Raw genomic sequence first — 19,133 nt, 5'->3', positions numbered from 1 at the left:
GGGGCCACCCAAGCTGGTTCTTCGAGCCGCTCCGAGGAGGTCCCATGCGTTGTCGCCGCGCGTTCGTGCTCCTGTCCGCACTGGTCGCGATCTCCTGCACCGGTGAGGGCGCCGAGGACCAGGCGCCCGAGGCGCCAGCCGACCTGGAGGCTCGCGCCCGCGCGATCCACGAGCGGGTCATGACCCTGGACACGCACGTGGACATCGACCCGGCCAACTTCACGCCGGAGCAGAGCTACGCGACCGACCTCGACACGCAGGTCAACCTGCCCAAGATGGAGGCGGGTGGCCTCGATGCCGTGTTCCTGATCGTCTACGTGGGGCAGGATGACGACCTCACGCCAGCCGGCTTCGCGCGGGCGCACGAAGCGGCCCTGGAGAAGTTCCACGCCGTCCACCGTCTGACCGAAGAGCTGGCGCCCGATCGGATCGGCCTGGCTCTCAGCGCCGCGGACGCGCGCGAGATCTACGCCTCGGGTCGCAAGGTGGCCTTCATCGGCGTCGAGAACGGCTACTCCCTGGGGGACGATCTCGCCAACGTGCAGAAGTTCGCGGAGCTGGGCGCACGCTATCTCTCCCTGGCCCACAACGGCCACAGCCAGCTGTCCGATTCCAACACGGGGGAGCGGGACGGCGTCTGGATGCACAACGGCTTGAGCGAATTGGGACGGCAAGCGGTGACTGAGCTGAACCGCTGGGGCATCATGATCGACATCTCCCATCCGTCCAAGGAGTCCATGATGCAGACGGTGGCGCTCAGTCGCGCACCGATCATTGCTTCGCACTCCGCAGTGCGGGCGCTGTGCGATCACAGTCGCAACCTGGACGACGAGCAGCTCGTGGCGCTCAAAGAGAACGGTGGCGTGGCGCAGATCGTCGCCTTCAACAGCTACGTGAAGTGTCAGCAGGATTCGCCTGAGCGACAGGCGGCGCTGGCGGCGCTGCGTGAGGAGTTCGGCGGCCGGGGCGGTCGGGCCAACATGAGCGAGGCGCACATCGCCGAGTTCCGGAGCCGCATGGCAGCGATCGACGAACAGTTCCCGGGTCCCCCGCGTGCGACCGTCGCCGAGTTCGTCGACCATATCGACTACGCCGTCGATCTGATCGGCATCGAACACGTGGGCATCAGCTCCGACTTCGACGGTGGGGGAGGGGTGGACGGATGGATGAACGCAACCGAGACGTTCAACGTCACGCACGAGCTGGTGAAGCGGGGCTACACCGAGGAGCAGATCGCGAAGCTTTGGAGTGGCAATCTGCTGCGGGTCTTGGACGAAGTGCAGCGCGTGAGCCGCGAGATCCGCGGCACGGTGTCCGACTAACGGGCAAAACCATGCCTCGGGCTCGGCCTCCTCATCGGGGAAAAAGCCGCTTTATGATCTTCGCCATGCGCTGGGCTTGGGGCCTGTGCATCCCGATTCTCCTGATGGCGAGCCCGCTGGCCGCGCAGGTGGGTCGTCCCTATGTGGGGACCCGCACCGACCTCTCCGTGGTGGTGCCCCGAGTGGAGGTTGGAGTCGAGGTCGACGGCGCTCTGGACGAGCCGATCTGGAGGGATGCGGCGCTGCTCACGGGCTTCTCGCAGTACAGCCCCCAGGACGGCGTTCCCGCCCGCGATTCGACCGAGGTCCTGGTCTGGTACTCACACGAGGCCATCCACTTCGGTGTGCGGGCCTTTGCACCGCCGGGGAGTGTGCGCGCCACGCTGGCCGATCGTGATCGCATCGACAACGACGATCAGATCCAGATCCTGCTGGACACGTTCGACGACGCCCGGCGGGCGTTGGTCTTCGGCGTCAATCCGCTGGGCGTGCAGTTGGACGGGATCCGCGTGGAGGGAGAGAGCACCGGTGGGCACGGCTTCCAGGCGGAGGCCGAGATCCACCCTCTCGACCGCAACCCCGACTTCGTCTACGAGTCGAGTGGCCGACTGGAGCCGTGGGGGTACCAGGTCGAGCTGCGCGTGCCCTTCAAGAGCCTGCGCTACCGACCCGACGAGGTGCAGACCTGGGGCATCAACGTCATCCGCATCGTGCAGGCCAGCGGGCACTCCCAGACGTGGACGCCGGCACGGCGCGGACGCTCGTCGTTTCTGGCCCAAAGCGGTCGACTGGAGGGCCTGACCGGATTCGAGCGCGGATTGGTGCTCGACATCAACCCCGTGGTGACGGCGCGTGCGGACGGCGGGGCGGTGGGGTCCGGCTCCTGGGACTACGACCGCGTAGGGCCTGAGTTCGGTGGCAGCGTGCGCTGGGGCGTGACCGAGAACCTGACCCTGAACGGCACGGTCAATCCGGACTTCTCGCAGGTCGAGGCGGATGCCGAACAGCTCTCCTACGACCCGAGGCTCGCCATCGCGTTTCCGGAGAAGCGCCCGTTCTTCCTGGAGGGGAGCGAGCGCTTCCGCGTGCCCAATTCACTGATCTACACGCGGCGCATCGTCCGGCCCGACATCGCAGCCAAGCTGTCCGGCAAGATCTCCAGCGCAGACATGGGCGCGCTCTTCGCGATCGATGACCGAGCGTCCTCCCGCACCGGCGAACGTCCCGTGTTCGGCATCGTGCGCCTGACCCGGGATCTGGGCGCCGCGTCCACGCTGGGAATGGTCTACACAGACCGGACGGAAGGGGACGACTACAACCGGGTGGGTGGACTGGACGCTCGCCTGGTCCGTGGCGCGTATACGCTGTCTCTGCAAGGGGCGCTCAGCGCCAACCGTGACGCCATTGTGGACGGGACCGGCCACCTCTGGGACGTGGCCTTCGGCCGTGCCGGCCGCCGCTTCGGGTTCGACACACGCTTCCGGGGCACCAGTGCGGACTTCGTGGCCGGGAGCGGCTTCCTGAGTCGGACCGGAACCGTGCTGTTGCAGGCCACACCCAGGGTGACGCGACCCGGCGCGCCCGGGGCCCGCCTGGAGAGTTACAGCCTGTCGCTGAACCTGTCGGGGAGCTGGCTGCACGACGCCTTCTGGGACGGGGCGGACCCGGAGGATCTCAAGTTCCACATCAACAACTCCTGGACGCTGGCGGGCGGCTGGCAGCTGGGCGCTTCGCTGCTGTTGGAGCGCTTCTGGTACTTGCCGTATCTCTATACGGACTACGCGCTGGAGGTACCGGTGAGTCCCGGCGTCTCCGATACGGCGGCGTTCACGGGGACGCCCTGGTTGGACAATCTGGATCTGGTCTTGTCCGTGAGCACACCCACTTGGTCCACCTTCGGCGCCAACGCCATGGTGATCGTGGGTCGGGACGAGAACTTCGACGAGTGGGCACCCGCGGACATCGTCATCCTGAGCGGTGGCTTGGACTGGCGGCCCACCGATCGCGTGCGAGTGTCTCCGACCTACTCGCGCCAGCAGTACATCCGCCCGGGAGAGGGCACCACCGTGCGCGTGCGGGACATCCCTCGCCTCAAGGTGGAGTACCAGTTGAGCCGTGCCGTCTTCATCCGGGTGGTGGGGCAGTACGACGCAGTGTGGCGCGATGCCCTTCGCGATGACACCCGCACCGACGCGCCCATCCTGATCCGTGATGCCGAGGGCACATTCGCGCCGGCCGGCGAGGTGAGCCGCAACCGGATCACGGCCGATGTACTGTTCTCCTATCAGCCGTCTCCGGGAACCGTGGTGTTCGCAGGCTACGGCAGCGCCATGAGCGAGGCGGACGCATTTCGGTTCCGGGACGTCCAGCGCAGTGCCGACGGCTTCTTCGTGAAGGTGAGCTGGCTGTTCCGCAGGTAGGGCTCCGGCCCTTGAGTCGGAGCCCTTCTGGGTGGCTGAGGGCTGGTCAGCGCCGCCGTGCCCCCAACGCATTGGCCAATCGCTGCGCTTCGTCACGCAGTCCGCACAACAGGGTGTCGCTCAACGCGACGCTCGTGCTGTCACCGGCGCGCAAACGGTCTGCGGCGCGGGCACTTCGCTCCATGAGCTGCGCGCCGTCGTCCGTCATCTCGACCTGGCCAACCCGGAAGCCCGATTCGAGGTCCCGTACCGCTCGGAGCGCCTGAAGTCCGGCCCGTTCGAGGTCGTCGTCTGCCAGCGCTGCGGTCGCTTCCATTCGGTGGTGTTGCGACAGGGCCAGGTAGGCTCGCGCCACCACTCCGGCGAGTGACGCTGGGGGCTGTGACAGAAAGCCGTCCTCCAGGTCTCGCCCAACGTTCCCCAGCTCCTCGGCGGATGACCGCAAGCGAGCGCTATCGAGCGAGTCCACCGCACCGGTGGCAGCTTCCCGCATCGCGGTGGCGATCTCTTCCAACTCCTCGCCCGCCTGGGCGTGCTCGGTTGCCTGTAGATGGGTCCACAGCGACCGGAGCTCGGTGCTGGCCTCCTCGCCGTCGATCCAATGCGCTTGCGCGCTGGTCAGCGCAGCCACCGGTGGGTGCTGCACCTCGTTCGCGTCGCCGCCGCACGCGACGAGTGATGCGCTGCCCAGGAGCACAAGTGCCGCGCTGACGGGGAGGGCGGCTCTCCGGGGTACACCTTCGCGCCCCTCTTCCATCGTGTTCATCGGTCCCTCGAATGCTGTTTGAGGATGTCCGGCCGCCCGCGCTGCGGGCGAGCCCGCTGTGGGGCTCGCCCGCAGTGTGGCTACCGGGCCCGCACGTTCACCAAGCGGGTGCCGCTCGCTGGCGTTCCCAGGAGCAACGTCACGACCTTGCCGGCCTCGACGCCGTGGAAGGCGTCGGTGGCGTCCTCCACGGAGTCGACGCGACGGCCGTCGATCTCCAGCAGCTGCATGCCCGACGTGATCCCCTTGAGGGCAGCCGGTCCGCTGGGATCGATCTCCGCGACCGCGATGCCGCCTGCGTGCTCGTAGCCGAGCTGCTCGGCGAGGTCGCGCGTCAGAGGCCGAACGCTCAGTCCGAGGTGCTCCACCTCCGCGGAGGTCGTCGAGCCCTGCGGGCGTCGGTCCGCGGTGGCGCGTGGATTGACCGGTGCTTCACCCAGGCGCACCTCGGTGGACCGGCGCGAGCCGTCCCTGTAGTACTCCACGTCCACGCGCTCTCCCTGACGCCGGACGGCGATCATCTCCTGCAGGCTGCCCCCGCTCATCACGGCCTTGCCGTCGACCGCGACGATCACGTCCCCCTGCAGCAGCCCGGCAGCGTCCGCAGGGCTGTCGTCGGTCACTGCCTGTACCAGCACGCCGCTCACGTCGGGAAGACGGAAGGCCTCCGCGTCCTCCGGGCTCACCTGCACCACCTGCACGCCGAGCCACGGGCGCAACACGCGGCCCTCGGTCATCAGATCGTGAGCGATCTTCTGCACGAGGTGCGACGGAATGGCGAAACCGTAGCCCTGGAAGTGCCCGTCGGTGCTGGCGATGGCCGAGTTCACACCCACGACGTCACCGGCCATGTCCACCATCGGTCCACCCGAGTTGCCGGGATTGATGACGGCGTCCGTCTGGATGAAGTTCTCGATCGCGTAGCCGGCCATCTCCCGGCCGAAGCGGGGATCTTGCTCGAGATCGCGACCGATCAGTTGAAGGGGACGTCCCTTGGCGCTGACGATCCCCGTGGTCACGGTGTAGTCCAAGGAGCTTCCGCCGAAGCCTGGATTGCCGATGGCCATCACCCATTCGCCGACACGCAGCGCCTCGGAGTCACCCCAGGCCAGGAACGGGAGCCCCTTCGCGTCGATCTTGATGACGGCAACGTCCGTGGTCGGGTCGGCGCCGACGAGCGTCGCCTTGAAGGTGCGGTTGTCGTTCAAGCGTACGGTGATCTCTTCCGCCTCCCCGGCCACATGGTTGTTCGTGACGATGTAGCCGTCCGCGGAGACGAGGAACCCCGAACCGCCGCCGAAGCGCGGTTGCGGCTGCGGGTTGGGGGCCTGCGGGTTCCCGAACGGGAGGTCGAAGAAGCGACGGAACTGGTCCGGAAGCTGCTCCTCGTCCTGAGGGGACGGCGCCAGCTTCACGGAGATCTGCACTACGGCGGGCGTGACGCGGGCGGCCAAGTCGGCCGTCGCTTCACTGACGCCCTGGGCCAGGCTGGCCGGGTCCGTCCAATCGATCGATGTGCGGTGCTCCGGGGTGGCCTCGGCCACTACGTGCTCGGTGGCGACGAAGGCCGCATGGGCACCGCCGCCAATCAGGACGCCGAGCGCGAGGGCTCCAGTACCCACCGCGGCGCGTCTGCGAAATCTGCTGCTCATGGCTGCTCTCGGTGTTTGGGTTCGAGTCCTTGCCCACGGACATCCGCCGCGGTCGTGATCACTCGAGATCGTTTTCGAGACTCCCGAAGAGCAGGGGGCGGGCCAGCTCCATAAGAGAATGTGGGAAAACGGGTTATGCTGATTTTGCGGTCTGCGGAACGCACCTGCTCGGCGGCGCATCCCGGCCAGAGTGGTTGAAGTGGGCCAGCCCGATGGCGGGCGCGAAAGCGGCGCGCGGCGTGGACGACCGCCGCGCGCCGCAGCCACGTGCCGGACCGACGCAGGGCGTCAGCGGCTCGCTCGCTCCCCCGCCATCACAGACGTGGTGGAAAGGTCCAGGTTGTTTTCGATGGCCATCTGCACCCGGTCGCCCGGGTTGATCACCAGCGACTGGGAGACGTAGGCGCCGCTTCCTCCGATGGGGTCGGCCAGGAGGCGAAGATCGGCGCCCGCGAGGGTGGCCAGCGACGGGAGCTCGAAGGTGTCGTGGTTGAGCCCGGTCACCACGCCCAGCGGCCAGAGGATCCCGTCCCGAACCAGGTAGATGTGCATGTCCAACCAGTTGTGGTTGTCCACCTGTACCTGTGCGGTCTTGCGTCGAAGCATGACCGAGTCGGGAGGTTGCGTCGTGGACTGGGCGGCGAGCTGCCCACTCGTGGCGGCAGATGCCAGGATGACGAATGCCAGGGCCAGGAGCCCGTGCTTGAAGTGCGTGTACATTGTCTCCTCCCTTTCCAGGATGCCTCGCTCGAGCTCTTGCGCCGATGGAGGAATCCTGGTGCACCCGTCTCCCTCGCATCGGGCGTACCATCCCCCCCAAACGCACGGTTGCGCCCTCCGGGCTCGACGCCCGCTGGGAGGAGATCCGCCCGCTGGTGGCGGAATTCCGCCAGTCCGGCTGCTCTCGGCCACCGGTTGACCGCGACCGGCGTGGCCGACGAGCTTCGATCGACAGCAAAGAGCGAGGGTGCTGCCAGCGCCATGACCAAGCCGGATGAACAGCGTGGAGATCGACGGCACTTCGGCCGCGTGCGGCTGGCGTGGACGGGGATCGTCCTGCTCGTGGTCGCCGTGGTCGGTCTGACGATCTACGGACTCTCTTCGCGGAATGCCTCCCGTCTCGAGCTCGTCAACGCACGGCTCCAGGACACCGGACGCTTCGCCGAAGCGCGTGCCCGCCTGCAGCAGCGCACCCTGGAGAGCCTGCCACCGGTGCTGTCGGCCCAAAGCGCATTCGTGCAAGACATTCGCATTCAGATCGAGCAGGCGCGTCGCCTCGGGGAGCGCTTGGACAGCGACTCGCGGGTCGTGTTGGACCGCCTGACGGAGGCCCTCTCCCAACCGCTCGTCAGCCGCGACGATCTGCTGGCCGCCGCCGCGGTGCTCGCGGAGATCGTGGACGCGGAGTCGGTAGTGCAGGAACGGATTTTCGCGGACGCGCGCCGAGACGCGGGGAGGGAGACCGCCCTGACCCTGGGCGCGCTGCTGCTCCTCGGCCTCTTCAGTGCGCTGACTGTCTGGAACGCCCCTCGTATGGCCGCGACGGCTCCCGTACGCAAGCTACTGCGCGCCTCGATTCGCACCGTGTTCGATCAGCGCCGATCGCTGCTGCGTGCGGAACGCGTCGCCGTGGCCGCTGAATCCGCGGCGACGCTTGCCCACGAGCTTCGCAATCCCTTGGCCGGCGTGGCGATGGGACTGCAGAATCTCGAGCGCGATCTCCCGGAGCAGGCGTCGCGCATCACACCGATGGTCGCGGAGCTGCAGCGGGTCAGTCGTACGCTCAACGAGCACCTGGGCGCGCTGCGTGCACCCGCCGAAGCGCCCCGCGACATGGATCTGGCACAGATGGTGGACGAGCTGGTCGAGCTCTTGACGTACGAGGCGGGGCAGGGCGTCCGCATCGAACACGACGTGCCGGAGCCCTTGCGGGCGCGCCTGCCCCAGGACCGGGTGCGTCAGGTCCTTCTGAACCTGGGACTCAACGCCATCCAGGCCGTCGACGGGAGCGGTGGCCAGGTGGTGTTGGAGGGTCGACGCAGCGAGGGTGGCGTAGAGCTCGTGGTGCGTGACAGCGGCCCCGGATTCCCGGAGCAGGTGCTGAACGGCGCAACCGGCCCCTTGGTCAGCTCCAAGCCCGGCGGCTCCGGTGTAGGGTTGCGCCTGGTTCGCCGACTGGTCGAGGAGATGGGCGGTCGCATCGAGCTCTCCAACCCACCGGGCGGAGGAGCGCAGGCCGTCGTGACCCTGATGGATCTCGGAGAGCACGAATGAAGGGCGAAGCCATTCTGGTGATCGAGGACGAGGCACTCCTGGGCGAGGAGCTGGTCCGTCACTTCACCCGCGAAGGATGGGAAGCGGCCCGGGCCGTGGACGTGGCCCAGGCGCGTGCGGTCCTCAAGGCGGGCGCGCTGCAACCGCTCGTCGTTCTATCCGATCTGAGCCTCCCCGACGGGAGTGGGCTGGATCTGCTCGAGGAGCGGCGAGAGGCTGGAGACGGCTCCGCCTGGGTGTTCCTCACCGGATACGGAACGGTTCCCGAATCCGTACGGGCGCTGCAACTGGGTGCGATCGACTTCCTCCAGAAGCCGGTCCCTCTGGACCGGCTCGATCTGGTGGTCGAGAGTGCGGCCCGCAGTGCCCGGGCCGAACGCCGACTGCGAGAGGCGAGCAAAGGGCACCACGATCGCTACACGCCGGATGCGTTCCTGGGGACGAGCTCCGCGGCGCAGGAAGTGCGGTCGCTGGTGGGGAGGATCGCGGGCGTGCCGTTCACGTCCGTCCTGATCGAAGGGGAGACGGGCACGGGGAAGGGATTGGTGGCACGGATTCTCCACTACAGCGGGGACCGACGCGAAGGCCCTCTCGTGGAGGTCAACTGCGCCGCTCTTCCCTCCGAGCTCATGGAGTCGGAGCTGTTCGGTCATGAGGCCGGCGCGTTCACGGGAGCCCGGACCCGCCACCGTGGATTCTTCGAGCAGGCGTCCGGCGGCAGCCTGTTCCTCGACGAGGTGTCGGAGATGCCTCCCCCGTTGCAGGCCAAGCTCCTCAAGGCCGTGGAGGACCGACGCATCCGACGGGTGGGTGGAGAGAAGGAGATCGACGTAGACGTGCAGGTGATCGCCGCCTCCAACGCAGCACTGGACGACGCGGTCGCACGGGGCGACTTCCGGGCCGATCTGTATCATCGGATGGCCGTGTTGAAGATCGAGCTTCCTGCGCTGCGTGAGCGGAAGGCGGACATCCGCGAGCTGACCTGGGCCGCGGTGGCCGAATTCAACGCCCGGGCCGGGCACGCAGTCACGAGCATTCCCGACAGCGTCTGGGAGCGATTGGAGGCCTATCGCTGGCCGGGTAATGTGCGCGAGCTACGCAACGTCCTCGAACGTTCGGTGTTGCTTGCGACCTCGTCCGTCCTTTCCGATCGGTGGTTGGGGCTACCGCGCAGCTCTGAGCGTCCGCTGCCGACGGAACCCGATGCGGTGGTCCTGCGTCTGGACGGAAGCACCAGCTTCGATGAGATCGAAGCGCACGTGCTGGCCCGCGCCCTGGAGTTGTCGGAGGGCAATGTATCCGCGGCCGCCCGCCTGCTCGGGATGACCCGACAGACGCTGCGCTACCGGATCGAGAAGTTCGGTCTCACCGGGGACGATGCCGAGGACGGTGCGGTGTGACGCACGAGCGACCGATCGTGCAGCCCTTCGATCCAAGTGTGGCTCGACAGTTCACCGGCACCTGGGCGATGCTTTCCGCCCTTCTGGTGGGCGCCTTTGCGACACAGACAGCGACCGGCAGGCTGACGTCTGCCTGGTTGCGCCGGGTAGGCTTCGCCCCCCGTGACCTCTGGCAGTTGGACATCGGGCGGCTCTTCACTTCAGCCCTCGTCACCCATGGCCACAGCGTACTGATGGGAGCCCTGGTGATGACGGCGATCTCCGTTGGTCTTCTGGAGTGCCAGACCGGCGCCGTACGTGCCCTCGCCGTGTTCTGGGGAGTACATCTTGCCACGATTGTGATCTTGACCCTGGTTTTCACTCCTCTGCACGCTACGCTTCAGTCCCGTGCCACCCTGGGACTTGTCGCAGTCAGGGACGTGGGCCCATCCGCCGGATACTTCGGAGCCCTCGGCGCGGCGCTGGGTCTGAGGGGCTCCCGTGCGGCGCATGGTCTCACGGTCGCCGTGGGAATCTGGCTGCTCCTGAATCTCTTCGGGTGGGTCCGCCTCGGCCCCGAGCTTCCCCAGAATCTCTCCGCCAACCTCACACACGTGATCGCGATGCCGATGGGATGGATCGTAGGAAGGCGATGGATCCGCCCGGGGGAGGAACCGGCCGGCTCGGAGTGAGTGCTTCCACCCCGCCACCGGTGCGGGCTCGGCGGGCAGCCACGTACCTGGCCAGCGTCGGGCTACAGCGGGACTCAGCCGCCTCCGCCCAGTATGCCAAGCCGCGCAAGCTCTTCGACAATGAAGCGACCGGGCTCTGGCGAGTCGTCGATCCGGTGCCCTCCAGGGCGGGTGATGGAGACGAACAGCTCGCGCGGTGGATTCGCACAGAGCGACGCGGATTCGCCGGTTCCATAGACACAGAGCATCGGGATGCCACGCAAACGCTCCAATTCTGGGAGCACTTGAAGGTCGCCGGCCCGGGGTACGTCGCGGACGAGGTCGATCCAGTGGAAAGCGAAATTCGCGGTCGATTCCGGGTCGAGGAGTGCAATGAATCGAAGCCGTTCACGAAGCGTCGGGGGCCAACGGGTGAGGGCGAAGGGTCCGATGGACGCCCCGCGCGAATACCCCACGAAGATCAACTCGGAGGCTCCCCAAAGCTCCAGATGCCGCTCAGCGATCCCTGCCAGGTCCGCCGCGAAGCCATCGGGCGACCGGGCATCGGAGCGAAGGTACGCACGCGCCTTCAAACCGACGACCGCCACTCCCCGTCGATGGAGCGAATCCGCAACTGCTCGATCTGCCGCGGACCAGTCTCCGTCTCCGGAGACCAACACCGCGAGAAGTCTCGCCTGCGACCCCGACGGCGCCACCTCGACGATGGGCAGGTGCTCCTGAGCACCCGCCCGGACACATCCAAGAAGGACGAGCAGGGAGATCGCACAGGCCAGTTGCGCCCGTCGGCCGATGGCGGGGAAGCGAGCGACGAGCGATACCGGTATGGGACGCCCGTCCGGCGACTCCACTACACTGGTCAACGCGCGTGTCATCATCTCGCGAGCCTATCCCCGCTGGTGAAGGATCGGGGGTGGAGTCGAACCTGGTCCATCGCCGCGCCGAGGAAAGCTGTTCCGGCCAACGACGACTCCGCAAGGATTTCGCTGCTGGCTAGCACGCCTTTCCGGGATATTTCCGCTCGACTGTCGGCCCGGTACCTTCGGATGTCGGGTGCGTACGGGAAGAACTGCGGCGAAAGGGCGCGCTCGAATCGCCTGCGTTCGCTGTCGGCTCTCCTCCACCAGGAGTCGCCGCTTTGCAGACCATGATCGACGGGCTCACCGCCACGACCCGAGGCTCCGTAGCCTCGCGATCGCTCCACCGGGAGAGGTTCGCCGCCTCGCGGACCGTCCCGGGATGCCCCGGGGGGGGCCACCGGTGACCGGATCTGCCGACCCGACCCCACCTGCATCTGGCGAAGCCCAGCCGCGGTGGCGGTGGCTCGGCCCGGTCGTGGCCCTGATCGTACTCGGATTCGCGCTCTGGTCACTGCACAACGAGCTCCGCGGTCTTACGTGGCTGGAAGTCCGATCGGACCTGTCGGCGCTCCCCACCCGCTGGCTCGTTCTGGGTCTGCTGCTGACCGCCTTGAACTACCTGGTGCTCACCCAATACGACGCGCTGGCTCTGCGCTACGCCGGTATCGCGCTCAGCCGCGGGCGGACCGCCTTGGCCGCGACCATCGGCTACGCCCTCAGCCAAGGCTTGGGATTCCCGCTGCTCACCGGGGCGCCGGTGCGATTTCGCCTGTACTCGTCGTGGGGCGTGGGTGCCCTGGACATCGGCCGTATCGTTGCGTTCTACACGTCGTCTTTCTGGGTCGGGTTCGCCGGCATCGCCAGCGTGGCCTTTATGGTGTGGCCGGTTCGACCGCCAACGTTCGTGTCCCTCCCCGGAGATTCCCTGCGGATTCTCGGGGGTCTGTTGTTGGTCGGGGTGCTCGTAGTGCTGGGTTGGGCGCTGCGAGGAAAAGGGAGAATCACGCTTGGTCCCCTGCAGCTACCTGTGCCCAGGGCGGGCCTCGTCGTGAGCCAGGTGCTCCTGGGAGCGGTTGACTGGACCGTGGCGGCTTCGGTGCTATGGGTGATGCTGCCCGAGGGACACGCGCTCGGCTTCGGCCCCTTCCTGAGCACCTATCTCCTCGCTCAGAGCGCGGGAGTGGTCAGCCACCTACCCGGGGGCCTGGGAGTCTTCGAAGCGGTGTTGCTCTCCTTTCTGCCGGATGGCCCCGGAAACTCCCAGGTACTTGCCAGCCTGCTCGCGTTCCGCCTGGTGTACTATCTGGTGCCGCTGTTCATGGCGGTATTGCTTCTGGGGCTGCGCGAGCTTCGGGAACGCAAGGAAGCGATCGGTCCACCGACGCTGCGGGCCGCGCGCGCCGTTTCCCAGGTCGTCCCCGGAGCGTCCGCCGCGCTCGTCTTCGCTCTCGGAGGAGTTCTACTGCTTTCGGGCTCCGTTCCCGTTCCGCGCGGGCGACTCGAACTGCTTACCGATCTGCTTCCGCTGCGGGTGTTGGAGCTGTCGCATTTCCTGGCCAGCATCCTGGGAGCGGGCTTGCTCTTGTTGGCGCGCGGTCTCCAGCGACGGCTGGATGGAGCGTACCACCTCGCTTTGTTCGCGCTGCTTCTTTCGGCTCTGCTCATGGCCACTCGCGATCTTCATGCCGTGGCTTCCGTCACCTACCTGGTGGGAGCCACCATTCTCTACGTGTCGCGCAAGGAGTTCTACCGACGCGCTTCCTTGTTGGATGAACCTTTCACGCCGGCCTGGGTCCTGGCTATCGCGGCCATGCTGGTGACGACTGTCTGGCTCGGGTTCTTCGCCTTCGAGCATGTGGAGTACTCGAACGATCTCTGGTGGAGGTTCACGTTCGAGGATGACGCTCCTCGCTTCCTGAGGGCTCTGGTTGGTGTGGCGGTGACGATTTCCCTGTTCCTCGCCGCGCGCTTGCTTCGGCCGGCGCCGGTGGGCGGTGGGGTGGCGGGTCCGGACGTGCTGGCCCGTCTGGCGCCCGTCGCGGAGGCTGCACCGAACACCGAGGCCAACCTGGTGTTTCTCGGGGACAAGGACGTGGTGCTGAGCGAGAGCGGCCGGTCCTTCATCATGTACGCCGTCTCGGGATCCAGTTGGGTGGTGATGGGGGATCCGGTCGGGGAGCCGTCCGAGTTCGAGGAGTTGGCCTGGAACCTCCGGGACCGGGCGGATCGCGCCGGTGGGCACCTGGTGTTCTACGAGGTCGGTCCTACCTGGCTTCCCTTGTACATCGATCTCGGGCTCGTCTTCTACAAGCTGGGCGAGGATGCACGCGTACCGCTGGAGGGTTTCACTCTGGAGGGGAGGGAGCGAGCGGAGCTTCGCCAATCCAAGCGCCGTCTGGAGCGGGAGGGAGGCGTCTTCGAGGTCGTGCCGAAAGAGGCGGTTGCACCGCTGCTCCCAAGGCTGCGCGAGATATCCGATGAGTGGCTAAAGAGTAAGAGCGTGAGGGAAAAACGCTTCTCCCTGGGTTGCTTCCACGAGGAGTACTTGCAGCATTTCCCGTGCGCGGTCGTCCGCGTGGATGGCACGATCCACGCTTTCGCCAACTTGTGGACCTCGACGAGCCGGGAGGAGCTCACCGTAGACCTGATGAGGTACTCGGACTCGGCCCCCAAGGGCGTCATGACCGCTCTGTTCACGCATCTTCTGATCTGGGGAGGCGAACAGGGGTACCGGTGGTTCAGCCTGGGAATGGCCCCGTTCGCAGGCATGGAGACACACCGCTTGGCTCCCGCGTGGCAGAGGATGGGCGCGGCGCTGTTCCGCTACGGGGAGCACTTCTACAACTTCCAGGGTCTGCACGACTACAAGGAGAAGTTCTCCCCGGTCTGGGAGCCCCGGTACCTGGCTGCACCACCCGGGTTGGGGTTGCCGAAGATCCTCACTGACGCGACGGCTCTCATCTCTGGAGGCTTGCGGGGCGCGGTGATGCGTTGACCGGGGGAAGTACCAGGCTTGTCGGGCGCGCGTCGCCTTCTACTCCTCGCGAACCGGATCCGTGAGCGCACTCGAGCACGTTCAGAATGCGCATTTCTTGGAACTGGAGTGATGTATGCATCATGCAAGTGGAGGGCGTGGACGCCCGGTCAGCCGGATCGTGTGGACCCTCTTCGTGCTGTCGTGGAACGGGGCAGCGCCGGCGACAGGGCAGTCGACCACGGCCGCTGTTCTGGGCCGGTGGGGGCTGCAAGCCAGTGACGTTGCGTCGCTGGGCTCCGGGCAGGCCGTATCCCGCACCCTGGACAGCGGGGGAGATCCCACCCTGATCTCGGTGCTGGCGGTCGCGCCTGTATCCGCGGATTCGAGCCGCTTCATCGAGCGCTTTCGTGGGTTGGATGCAGTGCGGCATTCGGCCCTGTCGCTGGGTCGTCTCTCGGTTCCTCCGACCGCTGATGACTTCCGGACTCTGGTTCTTCCGGATGCGGACCGCTCCGACCTCGAGACCTGCCTCGTGGGGAAGTGCCGGGTGAAGCTTCCCGAGTCGTGGTTGGCGCCCTTGCGAGACGCCATGCCTCCCGAAAAGGACTCCACCTTTCGAAGCTTGCTGCGGGAGCGGGGGCAGATGTTCCAGGAGCGAGGGGCGGACGCCCTTCCGCCCTACGTGGATCGCGCACAACCGGCCTCCGTTGCCGCCGCGTTGGCCGGACTCGACCAGCGCTTCCAAGCGCTGGGGCTGAGCGTGACCGGGGCGGACTCCGCTCGAGCGGTGGCGTACTGGATGGTCGAGGACGTCGGTTCGCGCCCGGTCATCTCACTGGAGGGATTGACCGAGGCGAGCGCTGCGGAAAGCGCCATCATGGCCGCGGTGCAAAGCTCTCGATTCTACTCGACGCACTACTTCGTGGCCGCACGGGTGGTGCATGCCCTGCTGCAGCCTCTCGACGGAGGCCAACCACTATTGGCGCGAGTCGCGATGTATAGGCTGGATAGCCCGCTGTCCGGCTTCGAGCGTGGCTGGGTGGAGTCCAAACTGCGGTCCCTTGCGGAGGCCGTGACCTCGGGCGAAGGTGCCGCTCTACGCGTCGGAGGTCTGTGAACAGGCCTGGCCGTTCCGCGCGGAGCGAACCGTCAGCCGGGTCCGTGCACTCCGCGGGAGAGAGCCCGGGCAGGGGCTGGCAGGGACGTCACCGGTTCCCCCTCTAGCCATGGCGGATCAGGAATGAGCGACGAGCCGACCCAAGCACCCACCAACACGGTGCAGTGTCCTTTGTGCGGCCAGATCCGCTCGACAGCGGAGCTCGTCCCGGGGATCCTGGTGAGACCCGCCGTGCTGCAGCTCATCCAGACAGAACATCCGCAGTGGGACCCGGATCAGCAGCTTTGCCTAGCCGATCTCCATCGGTATCGCCTTAGTTACCTACAAACCCTGCTGGCCTCCAGAAAGGGAGAGTTGAGTGCGCTGGACAAGGAGGTGATCGAGAGTCTTCACCACAACGAGCTGCTCTCGGAGAACATTGCCGAGAGCGTGAGCCAAGGACTCTCTCTGGGCGCTCGAGTGGCTGATCGGGTGGCAGCTTTCGGGGGCAGCTGGCCCTTCATCGGGCTGTTCGGTGCCATCATCCTGGGATGGATCGGAGTGAACGGCCTCTGGTTGGCTCGGCGCGCCTTCGACCCCTACCCCTTCATCCTGCTCAACCTGGTGCTCTCCTGTCTGGCCGCCGTGCAGGCTCCGGTGATCATGATGAGCCAGAACCGGCAAGCTGCCAGGGACCGGGCCCACGCGGAGCATGACTATCAGGTCAATCTCAAGGCGGAGCTCGAGATCCGGATGTTGCACGAAAAGCTCGATCACCTCCTCCTCAACAACTGGCAACGCCTCATGGACGTGCAAGCGATCCAGGCGGACCTCATGGACGAACTGTCCACGCGTCTGGACGCGATGAAGCGTTGAACAGCGGCGAAGATCTGGATGGCCGTCGGCATCGCGGAGCAGCTCCGGTGGAGGTAGGCGCACAGAGGGAGGATCGCCTCGACGGGGGCGCGCACTCCGCGACGGCGGCGCCGGTCTTCGACCGCGTCTTCCGCCTGTCCCTTTGGCTGAAAGCCGCCGACGGCGGCCTCGAGCTGCTCGGTGGACTTCTCCTGCTCCTCACTCCGTCTTCCGCGATCCAAGCCGCCGTTCGGGCCGTCACGGTGCCAGAGCTCACCGCCGACCCGACCGACGTCGTGGCCCACACACTCTTCGTCCTGGGACAGCAGCTGGGGGCGCAGCGCATCTTCGGTGCCGTGTTCCTACTGACACACGGAGTCGTGAAGCTCGTCCTGGTCTACTACCTGTTGCGCGGCGTGGTCCGAGCGTATCCCTGGGCCATCGCAGCCCTGTCCCTGTTCGCGGCCTATCAGGGGTACCTTGCGTGGATCCGCTCCTCCTTCACGCTGCTGGGTCTCACAGTGTTCGATCTCTTCATCGTCTGGATGGCAGTCCATGAATACCAGCACCTCCGTGGGATCGCCGCCCGGCAGCCCTGACCTCGCTTGCGCATGGCTCTGTTGCGGCGAACAACGACCCGTCCCTCGAGCTCGGCGCCCAGCGGCCATGGCCGTGGGCGATGTGGATGCTCTTGGACCGGAGGATGGTCATGGCTAGCAGGATCCCGACGCCGGTCTGGGTGGTGACGCTGATCGTGGTTGTGGTGGGAATGGATGTGCTTCTCTTCAAGGGACGTCTGCACTTCTGGTCGCGGCTCGTCGCCAACGTCGGGATCGTCCTGCTGTTCGCGGCTTTCTACCTGCGCTTGTCTGCGAAGCAGCCTTGAAATGAGCGGTTGGAGACCGAGGGCGTCCCGCACCGGTGACACGGTGTTTCTCCTCGACGTGGACAACACGCTCTTGGACAATGATCGCATCATCGCCGATCTCAGGCGCCACCTGGAGATCGCGATTGGTGCTTTACGAGCCCGACGCTACTGGGAGGTCTTCGAGCACCTTCGCGTGGAGCTCGGATATGCCGACTACTTGGGCGCGCTCCAGCAGTACCGGCGCGAGCGTCCGCGCGATACCCGAATTCTGCAACTCTCGTCGTATCTCCTCGACTATCCGTTCGCCAACCGACTCTTTCCCGGGGCACTCGAAGTCATCGGCCGGCTCAAGCAAGAGGGGCAGGTCGCGATATTGACCGATGGAGACGTGGTCTTCCAACCACGCAAGGTCGAGCGCTCCGGACTCCTCGATGCCGTGGGCGGCCACGCCTTGATCTACGTGCACAAGGAGAAGGAGCTGTCCGACGTCGAACGCCGCTATCCCGCCCAGCACTACGTGCTGGTCGATGACAAGCTGCGCATCCTGACGGCGGTGAAGCGGAGCTGGGGGCAGCGGGTGACGACGATCCAGCCGCTTCAAGGCCACTATGCCAGGGACCCGGAGCAACAGGGCCCCTATCCTCCCGCCGACCGCACCATCGAGCACATCGGCGAACTGCTGGTGGCGCCAGGCGGGCTCGGGGCCCAAGGCGGCGAGCGGCATTGATGGGGAGAGCGGCTCCGACGGCCTGGCGGCGCAAGTCGAATGCACCTTCCTCGAGGAACATCATCGCGCGGACGTCCCGCTCGTTGTGTGTTGTTGGGGTGGCCTGGTCCGGACCGGGATTGGCGATCACCGTCATCGAGTCCGGCGTCGGAGGCAGATGGCCGTCGTCGCCCAACGGGACCATCACGAGCGGAACCTTGCCCAGCCTGACGTCGAAGTCCGCTTGTTCGAGGAAGACCATCTCGGGGACCGACCTGTCGTTGCGTACCTTGATCACCGCCCGGGACTGCTGGGCGGTGCCGCCCATGTAACGTCTGCCACCCATAGCCCTCAAACCCGGCGCCAGGAGGGTAAGTGATTATGAAACCACAGGTTGAGACCGTCGCCCCGCCCTTCGGCGAATCGTCGCTGGTGGCTTGGGTGCACCAAGCTGGCAGTCCGGAGCCATCGCCTCTCGAAGGCGACGGGCCCACCATGCTGAGGGTCTGGTCATGAGCCCCGGGCACGCCGAGCGTCACAGGGCACAACACATCGGTTGGCTGCGAGCATCCGTGCTTGGGGCAAACGACGGGATCGTCTCGGTGGCAAGCCTGGTTTCCGGGGTTGCCGCGTCGCATGCGAGCTCCGCGCAGATTCTGATCGCGGGTATGGCCGGGCTGGTCGGCGGTGCGCTCTCGATGGCTGCGGGCGAGTACGTATCCGTCAGCTCACAGGCAGACACCGAGCGGGCCGATCTGAAACGGGAGCGCTCCGAGTTGGCCAACGATCGGGCTGCGGAGACGGAGGAGCTGGCAGCGATCTACCGGGGCCGCGGCCTCGACTCGGCGTTGGCCCTCCAGGTTGCGGAGCAGATGATGGCCCAGGACGCGTTGACGGCTCACGCCCGCGACGAGTTGGGGATCACGGAGCTGGCCACTGCCCGCCCCCTGCAGGCAGCGCTGTCTTCTGCTGCCAGTTTCGCCGCCGGCGCGGCCTTGCCGCTCGCGGCGGCGGTGCTGGCCCCGTCGTCATCGGTGGTTCCTACGGTCGTGCTGGCATCCTTGGTGTGTCTGGCCCTACTGGGAACGTTGGCCGCCCGCGTCGGGGGCGCCCCCGCCCTTCGAGCCGCGGCGCGAGTCACCTTCTGGGGTGCGGTGGCCATGCTGGTCACGGCCGGTGCTGGCCGCTGGTTGGGTGGGGCGCTGTGAGGATGCGGGTCCCCCCGGCGACGGGACCTCGGCCACGGTAGCGTCGTCCTGGAACGGCTAC

16 protein-coding genes are annotated in these 19,133 nt (G+C 66.7%); 12 read left to right on the top strand and 4 right to left on the bottom strand.

Annotation, left to right across the window (positions count from 1 at the left end):
* Nucleotides 1-44 precede the first annotated feature (44 nt).
* Both R3E10_15125 and R3E10_15120 read left to right on the top strand, forming a co-directional pair.
* Complete coding sequence (locus R3E10_15125; protein ID MEZ4417083.1) at nt 45-1,322, top strand: dipeptidase; 1,278 nt, start codon at nt 45-47, stop codon at nt 1,320-1,322.
* Between the two features lie 53 nt (nt 1,323-1,375).
* Entirely contained in the window at nt 1,376-3,742 is a 2,367-nt protein-coding gene (locus tag R3E10_15120) for a DUF5916 domain-containing protein (GenBank protein MEZ4417082.1), read from the top strand.
* A 46-nt stretch (nt 3,743-3,788) separates the two neighbouring features.
* Here the strand turns inward: R3E10_15120 and R3E10_15115 are convergent, their stop codons facing one another.
* The 3 genes from R3E10_15115 to R3E10_15105 all read right to left on the bottom strand — a co-directional run bounded on the left by R3E10_15115 (nt 3,789) and on the right by R3E10_15105 (nt 6,880).
* Entirely contained in the window at nt 3,789-4,508 is a 720-nt protein-coding gene (locus R3E10_15115; GenBank protein ID MEZ4417081.1) for a hypothetical protein, read from the bottom strand.
* An 80-nt stretch (nt 4,509-4,588) separates the two neighbouring features.
* Nucleotides 4,589-6,160 (bottom strand): trypsin-like peptidase domain-containing protein, encoded by a 1,572-nt coding sequence (locus R3E10_15110; GenBank protein MEZ4417080.1) that lies wholly within the window; start codon nt 6,158-6,160, stop codon nt 4,589-4,591.
* Nucleotides 6,161-6,448: 288 nt separating this feature from the next.
* Nucleotides 6,449-6,880 carry a hypothetical protein gene (locus R3E10_15105; GenBank protein MEZ4417079.1) on the bottom strand — a complete coding sequence of 144 codons (432 nt, stop codon included), beginning with the start codon at nt 6,878-6,880 and terminating at the stop codon, nt 6,449-6,451.
* Nucleotides 6,881-7,141: 261 nt separating this feature from the next.
* On the opposite strand from R3E10_15105, the gene R3E10_15100 reads away from it, so the two are divergent.
* Genes R3E10_15100 through R3E10_15090 form a run of 3 tightly spaced genes read left to right on the top strand, consistent with a single transcriptional unit; the run spans nt 7,142 to nt 10,505 of the window.
* Complete coding sequence (locus tag R3E10_15100) at nt 7,142-8,434, top strand: HAMP domain-containing sensor histidine kinase (GenBank protein MEZ4417078.1); 1,293 nt, start codon at nt 7,142-7,144, stop codon at nt 8,432-8,434.
* Nucleotides 8,431-9,834 (top strand): sigma-54 dependent transcriptional regulator, encoded by a 1,404-nt coding sequence (locus R3E10_15095; protein ID MEZ4417077.1) that lies wholly within the window; start codon nt 8,431-8,433, stop codon nt 9,832-9,834. The genes R3E10_15100 and R3E10_15095 overlap by 4 nt, the downstream gene beginning before the upstream one ends.
* The gene (locus R3E10_15090; GenBank protein MEZ4417076.1) at nt 9,831-10,505 is read left to right on the top strand and encodes a hypothetical protein; all 675 of its coding nucleotides are present in this window, start codon (nt 9,831-9,833) and stop codon (nt 10,503-10,505) included. Before R3E10_15095 ends, R3E10_15090 begins: the two co-directional genes overlap by 4 nt.
* Before the next feature lie 74 nt (nt 10,506-10,579).
* On the opposite strand, the gene R3E10_15085 is transcribed toward R3E10_15090, so the two are convergent.
* Nucleotides 10,580-11,380 (bottom strand): AcvB/VirJ family lysyl-phosphatidylglycerol hydrolase, encoded by an 801-nt coding sequence (locus tag R3E10_15085; GenBank protein ID MEZ4417075.1) that lies wholly within the window; start codon nt 11,378-11,380, stop codon nt 10,580-10,582.
* 361 nt (nt 11,381-11,741) lie between these two features.
* Between R3E10_15085 and mprF the strand changes: the two genes are divergently transcribed.
* From mprF to R3E10_15050, 7 genes are all read left to right on the top strand, one after another.
* Nucleotides 11,742-14,357 carry a bifunctional lysylphosphatidylglycerol flippase/synthetase MprF gene (gene mprF, locus R3E10_15080; protein ID MEZ4417074.1) on the top strand — a complete coding sequence of 872 codons (2,616 nt, stop codon included), beginning with the start codon at nt 11,742-11,744 and terminating at the stop codon, nt 14,355-14,357.
* Nucleotides 14,358-14,472: 115 nt separating this feature from the next.
* Nucleotides 14,473-15,456: a hypothetical protein gene (locus R3E10_15075; protein ID MEZ4417073.1), complete on the top strand. Its 984-nt coding sequence runs from the start codon at nt 14,473-14,475 to the stop codon at nt 15,454-15,456.
* Nucleotides 15,457-15,579: 123 nt separating this feature from the next.
* Complete coding sequence (locus tag R3E10_15070) at nt 15,580-16,311, top strand: DUF1003 domain-containing protein (GenBank protein MEZ4417072.1); 732 nt, start codon at nt 15,580-15,582, stop codon at nt 16,309-16,311.
* Nucleotides 16,312-16,358: 47 nt separating this feature from the next.
* On the top strand, nt 16,359-16,889 hold the full coding sequence (locus tag R3E10_15065) for a DUF2127 domain-containing protein (GenBank protein ID MEZ4417071.1): 531 nt from the start codon (nt 16,359-16,361) through the stop codon (nt 16,887-16,889).
* A gap of 110 nt (nt 16,890-16,999) precedes the next feature.
* On the top strand, nt 17,000-17,176 hold the full coding sequence (locus R3E10_15060; protein ID MEZ4417070.1) for a hypothetical protein: 177 nt from the start codon (nt 17,000-17,002) through the stop codon (nt 17,174-17,176).
* 1 nt (nt 17,177) lies between these two features.
* Nucleotides 17,178-17,885, top strand: a complete 708-nt coding sequence (locus tag R3E10_15055; GenBank protein MEZ4417069.1) for an HAD family hydrolase — start codon at nt 17,178-17,180, stop codon at nt 17,883-17,885.
* Nucleotides 17,886-18,376: 491 nt separating this feature from the next.
* Nucleotides 18,377-19,072: a VIT family protein gene (locus R3E10_15050; protein MEZ4417068.1), complete on the top strand. Its 696-nt coding sequence runs from the start codon at nt 18,377-18,379 to the stop codon at nt 19,070-19,072.
* Nucleotides 19,073-19,133: the final 61 nt, after the last annotated feature.

It is taken from the genome of Gemmatimonadota bacterium, from assembly GCA_041390105.1.
Lineage (GTDB): Bacteria > Gemmatimonadota > Gemmatimonadetes > Longimicrobiales > Gaopeijiaceae > JAGQIF01.
This window is presented reverse-complemented; position numbering and strand designations above follow the sequence as displayed.

Coding starts and splice junctions, on each gene's coding strand:
- R3E10_15125 (MEZ4417083.1), top strand. CDS start 45: ATGCGTTGTCGCCGCGCGTTCGTGCTCCTGTCCGCACTGGTCGCGATC.
- R3E10_15120 (MEZ4417082.1), top strand. CDS start 1,376: ATGATCTTCGCCATGCGCTGGGCTTGGGGCCTGTGCATCCCGATTCTC.
- R3E10_15115 (MEZ4417081.1), bottom strand. CDS start 4,508: ATGAACACGATGGAAGAGGGGCGCGAAGGTGTACCCCGGAGAGCCGCC.
- R3E10_15110 (MEZ4417080.1), bottom strand. CDS start 6,160: ATGAGCAGCAGATTTCGCAGACGCGCCGCGGTGGGTACTGGAGCCCTC.
- R3E10_15105 (MEZ4417079.1), bottom strand. CDS start 6,880: ATGTACACGCACTTCAAGCACGGGCTCCTGGCCCTGGCATTCGTCATC.
- R3E10_15100 (MEZ4417078.1), top strand. CDS start 7,142: ATGACCAAGCCGGATGAACAGCGTGGAGATCGACGGCACTTCGGCCGC.
- R3E10_15095 (MEZ4417077.1), top strand. CDS start 8,431: ATGAAGGGCGAAGCCATTCTGGTGATCGAGGACGAGGCACTCCTGGGC.
- R3E10_15085 (MEZ4417075.1), bottom strand. CDS start 11,380: ATGATGACACGCGCGTTGACCAGTGTAGTGGAGTCGCCGGACGGGCGT.
- mprF (MEZ4417074.1), top strand. CDS start 11,742: ATGCCCCGGGGGGGGCCACCGGTGACCGGATCTGCCGACCCGACCCCA.
- R3E10_15075 (MEZ4417073.1), top strand. CDS start 14,473: ATGCATCATGCAAGTGGAGGGCGTGGACGCCCGGTCAGCCGGATCGTG.
- R3E10_15070 (MEZ4417072.1), top strand. CDS start 15,580: ATGAGCGACGAGCCGACCCAAGCACCCACCAACACGGTGCAGTGTCCT.
- R3E10_15060 (MEZ4417070.1), top strand. CDS start 17,000: ATGGCTAGCAGGATCCCGACGCCGGTCTGGGTGGTGACGCTGATCGTG.
- R3E10_15055 (MEZ4417069.1), top strand. CDS start 17,178: ATGAGCGGTTGGAGACCGAGGGCGTCCCGCACCGGTGACACGGTGTTT.
- R3E10_15050 (MEZ4417068.1), top strand. CDS start 18,377: ATGAGCCCCGGGCACGCCGAGCGTCACAGGGCACAACACATCGGTTGG.